9 protein-coding genes are annotated in these 12,352 nt (G+C 61.9%); 4 read left to right on the plus strand and 5 right to left on the minus strand.

The window, feature by feature from the left end; all coding sequences use genetic code 11:
- Positions 1-151: 151 nt before the first annotated feature.
- Complete coding sequence (locus CLU92_RS09250) at positions 152-2,941, minus strand: EAL domain-containing protein (protein WP_243858034.1); 2,790 nt, start codon at positions 2,939-2,941, stop codon at positions 152-154.
- 157 nt (positions 2,942-3,098) lie between these two features.
- On the opposite strand from CLU92_RS09250, the gene CLU92_RS09255 reads away from it, so the two are divergent.
- Positions 3,099-4,073 (plus strand): thymidylate synthase, encoded by a 975-nt coding sequence (locus CLU92_RS09255; protein WP_101481648.1) that lies wholly within the window; start codon positions 3,099-3,101, stop codon positions 4,071-4,073.
- The gene (locus CLU92_RS09260; RefSeq protein ID WP_101481649.1) at positions 4,073-5,113 is read left to right on the plus strand and encodes an SMI1/KNR4 family protein; all 1,041 of its coding nucleotides are present in this window, start codon (positions 4,073-4,075) and stop codon (positions 5,111-5,113) included. Before CLU92_RS09255 ends, CLU92_RS09260 begins: the two co-directional genes overlap by 1 nt.
- Here CLU92_RS09260 and CLU92_RS09265 read toward each other — a convergent pair.
- The 4 genes from CLU92_RS09265 to CLU92_RS09280 all read right to left on the minus strand — a co-directional run bounded on the left by CLU92_RS09265 (position 5,110) and on the right by CLU92_RS09280 (position 10,866).
- Entirely contained in the window at positions 5,110-7,401 is a 2,292-nt protein-coding gene (locus tag CLU92_RS09265) for an outer membrane beta-barrel family protein (protein ID WP_101481650.1), read from the minus strand. The two genes, CLU92_RS09260 and CLU92_RS09265, sit on opposite strands and share 4 nt — an antisense overlap.
- 185 nt (positions 7,402-7,586) lie before the next feature.
- Positions 7,587-8,930 carry a VWA domain-containing protein gene (locus tag CLU92_RS09270; protein ID WP_101481651.1) on the minus strand — a complete coding sequence of 448 codons (1,344 nt, stop codon included), beginning with the start codon at positions 8,928-8,930 and terminating at the stop codon, positions 7,587-7,589.
- A gap of 9 nt (positions 8,931-8,939) precedes the next feature.
- Positions 8,940-10,193, minus strand: coding sequence for a TerD family protein (locus CLU92_RS09275; RefSeq protein WP_101481652.1), 1,254 nt, complete (start codon positions 10,191-10,193; stop codon positions 8,940-8,942).
- 97 nt (positions 10,194-10,290) lie between these two features.
- Positions 10,291-10,866 carry a TerD family protein gene (locus CLU92_RS09280; protein WP_101481653.1) on the minus strand — a complete coding sequence of 192 codons (576 nt, stop codon included), beginning with the start codon at positions 10,864-10,866 and terminating at the stop codon, positions 10,291-10,293.
- A gap of 222 nt (positions 10,867-11,088) precedes the next feature.
- Here CLU92_RS09280 and CLU92_RS09285 point away from each other — a divergent pair, with 222 nt between their 5' ends.
- Entirely contained in the window at positions 11,089-11,859 is a 771-nt protein-coding gene (locus tag CLU92_RS09285) for an alpha/beta fold hydrolase (RefSeq protein ID WP_101481654.1), read from the plus strand.
- Complete coding sequence (locus tag CLU92_RS09290) at positions 11,856-12,341, plus strand: dihydrofolate reductase (protein WP_101481655.1); 486 nt, start codon at positions 11,856-11,858, stop codon at positions 12,339-12,341. The genes CLU92_RS09285 and CLU92_RS09290 overlap by 4 nt, the downstream gene beginning before the upstream one ends.
- Positions 12,342-12,352: the final 11 nt, after the last annotated feature.

Below are 12,352 nucleotides of genomic sequence, written 5' to 3' on the forward strand. Positions count from 1 at the left end.
TCTTTATTATATGAAATTGTCTTCGGCACACTATCGCGGGCATCACAAGCTGCCCCGTCTTGCACTTTTCTTGCCGCCGTGAACTCCAATTCACTGACGGCATGAGCGAAGCATATAATATTTTTTAGAAAAAAGCGAACGTTCGCTCTTTTTATGAAACAGCGTTGTTTTCCTCGTCAATCACGGGGCTGTAGGGTGGCAACACGGGCGCTGGAAGCGGTATCAGAAAGCGCTGGTGCATCAGCGCCAGCATCTGTTCGGCCGGCACAGGGCGCGAAATGAAATAGCCTTGCACTTCATTGCACTGCAACGCGCGCAGGATGTCGAGCTGCTCGCGCGTTTCCACCCCTTCGGCCACCACGCTCATGCCCAGCGCATGCGCCATCGACAGGATGGCGCGCACGAAGACCTCGCCCTGCTCCGAACGGCCCAGCTCCATGGTGAAGGCACGGTCGATCTTCAAGCCATCCATGGCGAACTTCTGCAACTGCGACAGCGAAGAATAGCCGGTGCCGAAATCGTCGACCAGCAGGCGCACGCCCAGCGCGCGGATGGCAGATAGCTGCTCCACGGCGCGGTTCTGTTCATCCATCATGGCCGATTCCGTGATTTCCACCTCGATCAGGCGCGCATCGATGCGGTGGCGCGTCAGCGCGGACGCCAGCACCTGGTGCACATCGCCACGGCCAAACTGGCGCGCCGACACGTTGATGGACACGGGCACCAGTTCCAGTCCGCTGGCCTGCCAGCGCGCCATTTGCAGGCACACTTTCTCGATGACAACTTCGCCCAGCTGCGAAATCAGGCCGCTGCTCTCGGCCACGGGGATGAATTCCAGCGGCGGCACCATGCCATGCTGCGGATGCTGCCAGCGCACCAGCGCCTCCATGCTGCACAGCTGCCCGCTCATGGCGTCGACCCTCGGCTGGTAGACGACAAGGAACTGGTCCTGCTCCAGCGCCGCCACCAGGCTTTGCTCCAGTTCGCGGCGGTTGCGGATGGTTTCAAACAATTCCGGCTGGAAGAAGCGGTGATGGCCCTTGCCTGCCACTTTCACGGCGTACATGGCGATATCGGCGTTCTTCAGCAGCACTTCCGTTTCGGCGCCATCGCGCGGATACAGGCTGATGCCGATCGAGGCGCCCATCTTGTGGCGTTCGCTGCCCAGGTAAAACGGTTCATCGAAGGCGATGGCGATGCGCTGCGCCACCTGCTCGGCGCGGCTGTCGTCTTCTACCGGATCGAGCACGACGACGAATTCGTCGCCGCCCAGGCGCACCACGTGGTCGCCCGGCCGCAGCACGGCCTTCAGGCGCAGCGACGCGGCGCGCAGCACCTTGTCTCCCTCCGCATGGCCCTGCGTGTCGTTGATATCCTTGAATCCGTCGAGGTCGATGAACAGCAGCGCCAGCATCTGCCGCGCAATGGCGGCGCGCCCCAGGGCGCCAGGCAGGAATTGCTGCAGCCAGTAGCGGTTGGGCAAGCCCGTCAAGCCATCTTCATTGGCCAGGCGGCGCAAATCGCGCTCGTGCTCCTTGGCCGTGCTGATATCTTGCAGGGTGACAGCCAGGCGGTCGCCGCTGCGCACCAGGCGCCGGCGTATCCAGCGCAGCTTGAATGGATTCCCTTCCGGCAACTCGATCTCTTCCTCGGAAAAACCGGACTGCATGGCGGCCCGGTAATTATGGATCAGGTCGCGGAAATACGGCTCGTGGGCGCGCGACTGCAGGCGCATACCCAGCAACTGCTCGCGGCGCACGCCGAAGTAGCCGGCGCCCGGCTCGTTGCAGTCAACGATCTCGAAATCGAGGATGCTGCCATCCTCGCCGCGCAGGGCGGCAATGATATAAAAGCCATCGCTCGTGCCTTCGGTGGCCATGCGGTAGGCATTGCGCACGCCTTCGGACTGGTGGTGGCGCCAGGCCAGGCGCAGCGACAGCATGGTGGCGACGGCGGCAAAGGCCAGCAGCAGTACGGTGACGGCCAGGGCGATGCCGATATAAATGGTGCGCGTTTCCGCGTAGGGGTGCAGCATTTCACCGTCAGACAGCCCGACCACGGCCGTAAACGGATAGGCTTTCAGCGCCTGCCAGCCTACATAGCGGCTTTGCTTGTCGGAAAACGCGATCCTGCCGCCCGAATGCACGGCACCGCTCTCCGTTTCCAGGAAGCTGGTGTCGAGAAACGGCGTGCCTTTGCCGCTCTGGCTCGGCAGCACGCGCGAACCGAGGCGCGTGCTGAACAGCTCGCCCTCTTCGCCCACCATGGCGGACATACCGAACTTGCCGAAATTGACACTATTGTAGAATTCGGAAAAATAGCTGGAATGGATGGAAATGAGCAGCACGCCGTCAAAATTGCCATCCTCGTCTTCCAGCCGACGCGTGAAGTGCACCAGGCTTTCGTCGGCGCCCGGGGTAGCCGGCGCCGCCTCGCTGGCCCTCCCCAGCGCGATGCGCAGCGCGCTGGAATTGCTGCGCCAGTGGCGCAGCAGGAAATCGCTGCGCTCATTGACCCGCAGGCGCTGCAGCGGTGCCGTGGCTGTCACGGGGTGGCCCTTGCGGTCGAGGATGGCGACGATGGCAAATTGCGGCAAGGCATACATGCCCTGCGTCTTCAAATGATCGAGGCGCAGCTGGCCGCGCGAATTTTCCCACTCATACTTGAGCTGCAAGGTCAGCTGGTCCATCTGTTCCAGGGTGCGCAGCAGATACTGGCCATACGCTTTCGACAGCGAAGACACGCTGTCAAGCGCCTGCTGCTGCGCCACCTTCTTTTCCGCTTCCAGCTGCAGCAAGGTGGCCGTCCACAGCACCGCGCACAGGACCAGCCCTAGCAAGGGCCAGGCCAGCATCAGACGCAGGTTGGCCTTGAGAAAATCGGCCCTGCTCATTTCCACCACGGCGGCGTTATTATTATTTACAATTTGTCGCAAGAACATGGTGCAGCATCTGCCGTTTCTGTGTATTTCTTTAAGGACACACAAATTACCACAGAGTCATGTTTGCAGGTGAAACGGCAGCGCATTTATGTGCGTGGACGGCAGCCCGCCTGTCGCGCCTGCGTTACAATCACCGTCCTTACCGTTGGAGAAATACATGCAGCAATATCAAGATTTGATCAAGACCGTGCTCGAAACGGGCAGCTGGCAAGACAACCGCACGGGCATCCGCACCCTGAGCGTGCCGGGCGCCATGATGCGTTTCGACTTGGCCAACGGCAGCTTCCCTGCCGTGACAACCAAGAAACTGGCTTTCAAATCCGTGATTGGCGAACTGTGCGCCTTCCTGCGCGCCTCGCGCAATGCGGCCGAGTTCCGCGCGCTGGGCTGCAAGGTGTGGGACCAGAACGCCAACGAAAATGCGCAATGGCTGGCCAACCCCTACCGCGAAGGCGAGGATGACCTGGGCCCCGTGTACGGCGTGCAATGGCGCTCATGGCCCGCGTACAAGCTGCTCGATGCCGACAAGCCGGCACAGATTGCCGATGCGCAAGCGAACGGTTTTACGCTGGTCGCCCCCATCGTCGACGATGGCGTGCAAAAAGTGCTGCTGTACAAGGCCGTCGACCAGTTGCGTGCATGCCTGGACACCATCATGAATAACCCGGGCAGCCGGCGCATCCTGTTCCACGGCTGGAACCCGGCCGTGCTGGACGCCGTCGCCCTGCCCGCCTGCCATTTGCTGTATCAATTCATCCCGAACGCCAGCACGCGCGAAATTTCCCTGTGTTTATATGTACGCAGCAACGATATCGGCTTGGGCACGCCGTTCAACATCGCCGAAGGCGCGGCCCTGCTGCATCTGGTGGCGCGCCTGACGGGCTATACACCGCGCTGGTTCACCTACTTCATCGGCGACGCGCATATCTATGAAAACCACCTCGACATGGTGGAAGAACAATTGAAGCGCACGCCCTTCCCCGCGCCGCGCTTCGTCATTTCCGACCGCGTGCCAGACTATGCGAAAACGGGCAAGTACGAGCCGGAATGGCTGGAAAAGATCGAACCGTCGGATTTCTCGCTGGAAGGCTATGAACACCATGCGCCCATCAAGGCGGCGATGGCCGTCTGATGGCGGTCGCTCCGCTGGCCGCCCTGCACCGCAAGCTGTTTGACGAAACGGATGGCAGCAAGTTCGCCCGGCTGAAGGAACGGCTGCTGAAAAAGCATGCGCCCGACGACCGGCTGGCCGTGCTGGACATTCTGATGGCGTATGCGCGCGATGGGCAACTGCTGCACTGGCGCAGCTTCCTGATGACGGATATCGTCGCGCTGGTCGAACCCGGCGAGCACGGCACATTTTTCAGCTGGAGTCTCGAGATGGCCGGCCTCGCCTACTGGGGCGTCGATGGCATGCTCAAAAGCATGGGCAAAGCGGCGTATGGCCCGCTGCTTGCGCTGGCCACCGCAGAACATACCACGCTGAGCGTGCGGGCCAAGGCCGTGAAAAGCCTGGCCGTCTTCAGCCGCCAGCCTTTCGATGCAGGTTTGCCTTACGATCCCGGTCACTGGAAGGCAGAGCAGCTGCAACTGGACGCCGTACTGGCCTGGCAGCGCGATGGCTATCCGGATGGCGCAGGCCACGCGCTGCCCGCCACGCATGCGGCGCTCGATGATCCGCGCACGCCACTGGAAAAAGCCGCGGCCATGCTGGATAAAAAGCTGGCGGCCAGACGCAGGAAAGAGCAGGACCTGGCGCAGCCATCGAACTGGCTGACCATCGCCAGCGCCGCCGACATGGCCGGCATCGCGCAACGCTGGGCCTTGCCGGAACACTACCGGCGCTTCCTGGCTTGCCATTCGCCGCTGCGGGTATGTATCGACAGCCCACAGTATTTCCAGGGTTTGAGCCTGTACGGCGCGGCAGAACTGATCAAGGCTCAGCACGGTTACGCCTGGAATCCCGTCAGCGGTGACGCCATCGCCGGCTGGCCGGAACAGTACCTGGTGATTGCCGACGCGGGTGCCGATCCGTATTGCCTGGACCTGGGCGCCATTGCCGACGGCGATGCGCCCGTGTACACGGCCGAGCATGGCACGGGCGCATGGTGCTTCGAGCACCATGCGGATAGTTTCATCGACTTCCTGAACGAGATCGCGACAGCGGCCTAGCCTGCTTCGCCTGCCGGTCCGCCCGGGCCTGGACCGCCCGGCCCGCGTCCGCCGGGCGGGCCGAAACGCGGTTCCCGCTCGCCTTCTTTCGCCGCCGTGGTGGCGCCGCCGAGGCGGTACGACAGCCCCACATAAATCATGCGCCCATCGAAGCGGCGTGTGCTCGTCTCGCGCAAGGAGGCACTGTTGATGACGGTTTCCATTTTGTTGGTGCTGAACACATCGGTCACATTCATGACCAGGCTCAGCTGCGGGGTTACCGTGTGGCGCAGACTGAGGTTCAAGGTGTTGTTCGGCGAGCGGTAGCCCTGTCCCGACAGCATCTTGCCTTGCATTTGCAGGGCCAGTTGCAGCTGGTTAGCCGGATTGATCTGGTAATTCAGGCGTGCGCGACCGCTCAGGGCATTCGCCGTGCGCGTGCTGCGGTTACCCAGGTCGTCCGAGCTGGTTTGCTGGCTGCGCGCCAGGTTGCCGCTCGTGTTCAGGGTCAGGGACGGCGTCAGCTTGCCGCTGACGCTGAATTCCAGACCGCTCGCATGGCTGCCTGCGCCGTTTTCGCGCGTGGTCAGCAGCACATTGTCGCTAATAAAATAGCGGTAATCGACGATGGCGTCCGTGTCGCGCCGGTGATAGGCGCGCAAGCTGCTTTCCAGGCCAAACAATTTGGTTTCATAGCCGATCTCGAACGAGTCCGTTTGCGTGGGTTTCAGCTTGGGATTGCCAGCCGACACATTGAACTCGTCGCGGTACACCACGTACGGGTTCAGGTCGCCCGCGTTGGGGCGGCGCAGGCGGTGCGCATAACTGAAGCGCAAATTGCTCTCGTCGCTGACTTTATAAGTGGCGAACAGGCTGGGAATGTAATTGACGTAGTTGTTGCTGGCCTCGACGCCGCCCGTGATCTGGCGCACGTTCAAGTCCGTGTATTCGGCGCGCAAGCCGGCCAGCGCGCCCCAGCGTTCGCTAAGGCGCATCTGGTAAGAGCCGTACAGCGCGATGGTGCGCTCATCCATCTCGAAACGATTGCTGCGCATGGGGTTGACGATCTCCGCCAGGCTGGCCGGGTTGATGTCCGTGTACAGGGTGTCGAAGCTGCTCTTGTTGTCGGCCACCTTGTAGCCCAGCTTGGCCGTGCCGCCCGCCAGCGGACGCTCGTAATCGCCGCTGAAGTCGATGATGCGGTTGCCCGTCTCGCTATGCTGGCGCGCGCGGCTGTCGAAGGCATTCACGGGCGTCACCGTGTAGGTGTTGGCGTAATCGCTGTCGCTCTCGTTGGTGGACGAGGACACGCGCAAGTCAATTTTGAGGGTTTCGCCCGGCAGTTCCCCCTTGTGGTCGTAGCGCGCGCCCCAGCTGTAATTGCGGCTGTCGCCATTGCGCACGGTGCTGCGCACATAGTCGACTATGGTGCCGCCCATGGTGTCGCCATTGATGTAGCGGTCGAGCGAGCGCTGGTCGTTGCTGCGCCCGTTATACGACATGCTGGCGGCCAGGGTGTCATTCGTATTCAGGTTGTAATTCACGGTGCCGTGCAAGCCCAGCGAGTCATTCAAGCCATTGCTGATGGAGCTTTGGCTGCTGGGGGCAAAGGCACCCATACCGGGCTCCAGGCGCTCGCGGCTGACCTCGCCCACGGAATTGCGGCCGTCGTGGCGCACATTGATGCCGCCCTGGTAGCCCCACGGACCTTCATTGTAGCTGCCGGAGACGGCGCTGTTATAGCGCCCGGCAATGCCCGCATTCGCATTCACGGTGGCAAAGCCACCCGGCTTGCGGTTGCGCCGCATCACCAGGTTCAGAATCGGGCCGCCACCGGCCTCGTTGCCGAACTGGGCGCCGGGATTGTTGATCACTTCCACCGATTCGATATCGTCCGCCGCCATGGCGTTCAGGGTGGCGCCGCGCGAGTCGCCCTGCAGCATGGCCGAAGGCTTGCCATCGATCAGGATTTGCACGTTGCTGCTGCCGCGCAGGGACACGGAACCGTCGGGGTCGACGGCCACCGACGGTACATTGTTCAAGGCGTCGGCCGCCGTGCCATTGCTGCTACCCACGTCGGACTTGACATCGTAGACTTGCCGGTCGATGCGGCCCGTGGGACGCTCGGCCGTCACGCTGACGGACGGGGTATCGGTGGCCGGCGCCTTGGCCGATACTGGCGCTGGCGCTGGTGCTGGTGCTGGTGCGGGCTTGATGACGGTGTCGCCGGTGACAGTTTGCGCCTGAACAAAGGCGCCGGAGACCAGCAGGCTACTGCCCGCCAGACAGTGGAAAAGGATTTTATGCATTTGGCTAAAAAATAATCGAGACGCTACGGATGAGGCGCTACGCCGCAGCGTGAGGGCACCGTCAAAGCATGCCACGAGTCCCGGGACCAAGGCAAATGCGAACCATTGTTATTTACTTCAATTTACAAATCTCTTCCACTTGGGGTCGTACAGCCTCATCCGATGAGCTTTGCGCCAGCTTTACACTATCTCAGCAAGCCCTTGCCGCGCGCCAGTGTCAGCCAGCCCGGATATTCCGTCATCAATAAGTCATACAGTTCCGCATCGCTGTGCTCGTCGGGCGAGCTGACGGAAAAGTAATTGGCGTTATCGACCAGGCGTCCCTGCAGTTCGTCGAGCTTTTCCAGGAAGGGGAAGTCGGAATCGGCAAAGGCGGCGAGGAACTTGCTTTTCGATTTGCGTCCTTTGCCGATGCCCATGAATTGCCAGAAAATCGGCTCATTGCTGGCCCAACGCAACTGTTTCTCTGTCGTCGCCTGGTCGCTCGTGCCGCCATCGGTCACGAACATGACGTACACGGGTAATTCCGCCGCGACCGCCCGCGTGCGCTCGCCGCCAGCCGCGTCGGGGAAATAGAACGCACGAATGGCTTGCATGGCAGCGCCATAACGGGTGTCGCCTTCCAGCGGGTGGCGCTGTATGGCTTGACCCACATAGCTATTGCAGTTGCTCAAGGCCATGGGCGCCGGATGGTGGACGTTCTTGCCGAACAAGAAAACATCGATCTCGCCATCGTCATCGAACTTGCAGCCCAAAGCGAGGATGCGCTCGGCAAAGCGCTGCACCAGGCCTTCTTTATACAGCCGTCCCATGGAACCGGAAATATCCAGACATAAACAGACCTTGGCGCGGTGGTCGGACAAGCCCACTTTTTGCAGGGACACGCCCGCCTGCTTGACCAGGCTGACCAGTTGCGGCGCTTCGCGTTCAACGCGCTTTTCCAGGTTGATCTTCGCCTGCATGACGGCCGAAGCCGCCGGGGCCGCCGCAGGAGCGGCCGGCGCGGCCTGGTCGACTTCGCCGCCGAAATGGCGCACCAGCGCATCGAGGCCCCCATTGAAACCCTGGTCCACGGCCATGCAGCGCCAGCCGCCATCCTTGCGGTAGAGTTCCAGCAGCATGACGGCTTTTTCTTGCGCAAAATCAGACCCTGCAAAGGTAAAGCGGGCCAGTTCGCGCCCGCCCGCCTGCAAGCGCACGTGGCCAGCTTGCAACTGCGACATCACGCCGCCGCCATCGATGGACGCCGTCACGACAAGGCGGTCGATATTGGCCGGCAAGCGCGCCAGCTGCAAGGCAAATTCTGCCATGTCGCCACCACTGCCGGCGCGCGCTTCCACGCCGCCGCACGGCGTGCGCGGTTGGTTGAAAAAAGTCATGTAGCGCTCGTCGGACAGCTTGCCCGCAGCATCGAGGCCAAAACAGGCCACGTCGAGCGCCAGCCCCTGCGCGGCAACGCCGACCTGCAGCACGCCATCGGGAACAAGATTGGCCAGCGGCAAGCGCTGACCCTTGGCCAAGGTTTCCATCAGTGCCTCCTAGGCGATATAGCGGCGCGGATTGTCCGCATTGAAATCATCCTCATCGTCCTTGTCCTCACCCTTGAAGACGACGGGGCCATTGAAGACCAGCTGCAGGTTCTCTCCCTGCCAGCTCAGCCACGGCGTCGCTTCGCTGCCGGGATCGGACGTCTTGCCGGACGGCTCCAGGATAATGCTATCCGGCGTGATGCGGGCCATGCCGATCACATAGGTGTAGACCGTGTCGTCCTCGGCCGCCTTGGACAGGCGGAAGTCGAAGTCGCACTCGACGATTTGCTGGCCGTATTGCATGACCATTTTCGGCCGCATGGACGCCACCGGGACGGCGCCGTTGGCCAGCGCAGAATACACGCTGAAAACGAGGCCCACCGTGCCGCCGTAATGCTGCGCCAGCGCTGGATTGACTTCCACCGTTTCCGTGGCAGGCTCCTTGCCTGACGCGCCCGCCACATCGCCCAGGTGGCGTACATACGGCATGGCGTCAAAGCTGCCGGGCGTGTCCGGCGCCTGGATGAAGCGCATCTGGCCATTCGGCAAGAGGATGCCGACCCGCAAGTCGAGATCGTCGTTATCATCGTCCCCATCGCCGTTATCGACCCAGGTGGCCTTGACGGTCAGTTTGCTGGGCGCGCCAGCGCCTTTTTCCAGCGACACCTTGTGCGTCTGGCCCGCCTTGGTCAGCGAGATTTTCGACAAGGAAATCTTGGGGGACGGCGCCGGTTCAGCGGCCGGCTGCGCCACTTCGCCGCCGAAATGGGCCACCAGCGCGTCCAGGCCACCATTAAAACCCTGGCCCACGGCCATGAAGCGCCAGCTGCCGTCCTTGCGGTAGAACTCGCCCAGCATGACGGCTTTTTCTTGCGCAAAATCAACGCCCGCATACGCGTAGCGGGCCAATTCACGCCCGCCGTCGAGCAAACGCAGGTAGCCGCTGCCCAACTGCGCCATAGTGGCCGCGCCATCGATGGCGGCCGTGACGACCAGGCGTTCGATGGACGCAGGCAAACGCTCCAGCTGGTAGCTGAAGCCGGCCGCATCGCCGGACGGCGCCGATGTTTCCACGCCGCCGCACGGCGTGCGCGGCTGATTGAAGAAGGTCATGTAGCGCTCGTCGGACAATTTACCGGCGGCATCGAGGCCGAAACAGGCAAAGTCCAGCGGCACGCCGGCGCTGGCGAGGCCCAGTTGCACGACATTGCCCGTGACGAGGCCGGACAGCGCCAGGCGCTGCCCCTTGATCAGGTTTTCCATGGGATCAGGTAGTAAGAAGGGTGATACAAAGGATAAGCAAAACCGGGCAGCGTGGCCGCCCGGCAAAGGTACGCCCTTTCAGGCGTCAACATGCTTTTTAAGCATTAATACCAAAGGAACGCGCCAGAGGGCCCAGGCCGCCTTTAAAGCCTTGACCAATCGCCTTGAATTTCCATTCGCTGCCGGCGCGGTAGATTTCGCCGAAGATCATGGCCGCTTCCGTCGAGCCGTCTTCCGACAGGTCGTAGCGGGCGATTTCCGTGCCGTTGTCGCCGTTCAGGCAGCGGATGTAGGCCTTGCCCACCATGCCAAAATTCTGCTTGCGGGCTTCCGCGTCGTGAATCGTGACGGCCACGGCGATCTTGTCGATGTCGGCCGGCACGTTGGCCAGGTCGACGGCGATTTTCTCGTCATCGCCATCGCCGCCGCCCGTGGTGTTATCGCCCGCGTGGACGATGGAGCCGTCCACCGACTTCAGGTTATTGTAAAAAATGAAATCAGCGTCGGAACGGGCCTTGCCGTCGGTTTTCAGCAGGAAGGCGCTGCCATCCAGGTCGAAAGCGGCGCCATCGGTGGCGCGCGGGTCCCAGCCCAGGCCAATCACGATTTTCTTCAAGCCAGGGGCTTCCTTGCTCAGGTTGACATTGCCGCCTTTTTGCAAACTGATCGCCATGGTATTTCCTCTTTAAAGTGGGGGTTGCATTCGGTGTTTCAGGTCACGTCGCCGTTACTCCGGCTTGATGAGCCATGAGCCTACCATAAAGTTACTGCTTGCCAGCCGCGCACTATTGAAAATAATGCCATACGGAAAAGACGGGGCCACTGCCCGGAGGCGCAAAATGACGGATAATGCCGCTCGACAAAAACTTTCACCATCCTGTACCCAGGCTTGTCCTTGAACAATACCAAAATACGACTCGATTGCATTCCTGGCACCTTGTGCGACGAGCGCCTGTGGTCGCGCCTGGCGCCTGCCCTGGGCCACGCCTTTGATCTGCAGCACGTGCCCCTGCACCAGGCGCGCACGCGCCCGCAAATGCAGCAGATGATCGCCAGCCATAGCGCTCCACAAGCCCATCTGGTGGGCTTCTCGCTGGGCGCCTACCTGGCGCTCGAACATGCGCTGGCGCACCCGCAGCGCGTGAAGTCGCTCACGTTGATCGCCAATTCGGCCCAAGGCTTGCTGCCGGCGGAAATTGAAGCGCGCCAGCGCATCGTCGCCATGCTCGAGCGCAATGCCTATGCGGGCATCACGCGCCAGCGCCTGCGCGAACTGCTGCACCCATTGCACCTCGACGATGTCGCCATCACGGGACTGATCCAGCAGATGGGGCTGGACCTGGGCAAGGACGTGCTGCTGGCGCAATTTCTCACCACGATAGACCGCCCCGACCTGATGGCGCGGCTGCCCGAGCTCGATTTTCCCGTGCTGATCGTGGGCGCCGAAGACGATAAGCTGGTCAATCCCGACGACCTGCGCGCCATGGCGGCCCGGCTGCCGCAAGCCACCCTGCACTTGCTCAAAGATAACACCGGCCACATGATCCCGCTGGAAGCGCCAGGCGCGCTTGCGCAAGCCATGCGTGCGCATCTGGAGGCGGCAAGCGATTTCAACGATAATGACGGGCATCGGGTCATGCCCCCACCACTTTTACAGAACCAATGAGCCATTTGACCATCATCGTCGCCACCGACCAGCAAGGCGGCATCGGCATTGACAACACCCTGCCATGGAAATTGCCGGAAGACCTCGCGCACTTCAAGCGCTTGACGACGGGCCATCCCATCCTCATGGGCCGCAAGACCTTCGATTCCATCGGCCGCCCGCTGCCGAACCGCCGCAACATCGTTATCACGCGCAATCCGGACTGGCGCCATGAGGGGGTAGAAGCGGTGTCGTCGGTGGAAGCGGCCATCGCCCTGCTCGATGGCGCGGAAGGCTATGTCATCGGTGGCGCCGAGATCTACAAACAGTCACTGACCCTGGCGCAGCGTTTGATCATCACGGAAATCGGCCAGACGTTTGACTGCGACGCCTTTTTCCCCGCCGTGGATCACGCCACGTGGCAAGAAACCGCGCGCGAAGCGCATGTCTCGGAGAAATCCGGCCTGCCTTACGCCTTTGTCACGCTGCAACGCAAAGCCTGATATGGTGATAT

It is taken from the genome of Janthinobacterium sp. 61 (genome assembly GCF_002846335.1).
In the GTDB taxonomy this organism is placed as follows: domain Bacteria; phylum Pseudomonadota; class Gammaproteobacteria; order Burkholderiales; family Burkholderiaceae_D; genus Janthinobacterium.

Excerpts from the sequence above, each read along its gene's own strand:
- CLU92_RS09250 (WP_243858034.1), bottom strand. The coding sequence starts at position 2,941 with ATGTTCTTGCGACAAATTGTAAATAATAATAACGCCGCCGTGGTGGAA.
- CLU92_RS09255 (WP_101481648.1), top strand. The coding sequence starts at position 3,099 with ATGCAGCAATATCAAGATTTGATCAAGACCGTGCTCGAAACGGGCAGC.
- CLU92_RS09260 (WP_101481649.1), top strand. The coding sequence starts at position 4,073 with ATGGCGGTCGCTCCGCTGGCCGCCCTGCACCGCAAGCTGTTTGACGAA.
- CLU92_RS09265 (WP_101481650.1), bottom strand. The coding sequence starts at position 7,401 with ATGCATAAAATCCTTTTCCACTGTCTGGCGGGCAGTAGCCTGCTGGTC.
- CLU92_RS09270 (WP_101481651.1), bottom strand. The coding sequence starts at position 8,930 with ATGGAAACCTTGGCCAAGGGTCAGCGCTTGCCGCTGGCCAATCTTGTT.
- CLU92_RS09275 (WP_101481652.1), bottom strand. The coding sequence starts at position 10,193 with ATGGAAAACCTGATCAAGGGGCAGCGCCTGGCGCTGTCCGGCCTCGTC.
- CLU92_RS09280 (WP_101481653.1), bottom strand. The coding sequence starts at position 10,866 with ATGGCGATCAGTTTGCAAAAAGGCGGCAATGTCAACCTGAGCAAGGAA.
- CLU92_RS09290 (WP_101481655.1), top strand. The coding sequence starts at position 11,856 with ATGAGCCATTTGACCATCATCGTCGCCACCGACCAGCAAGGCGGCATC.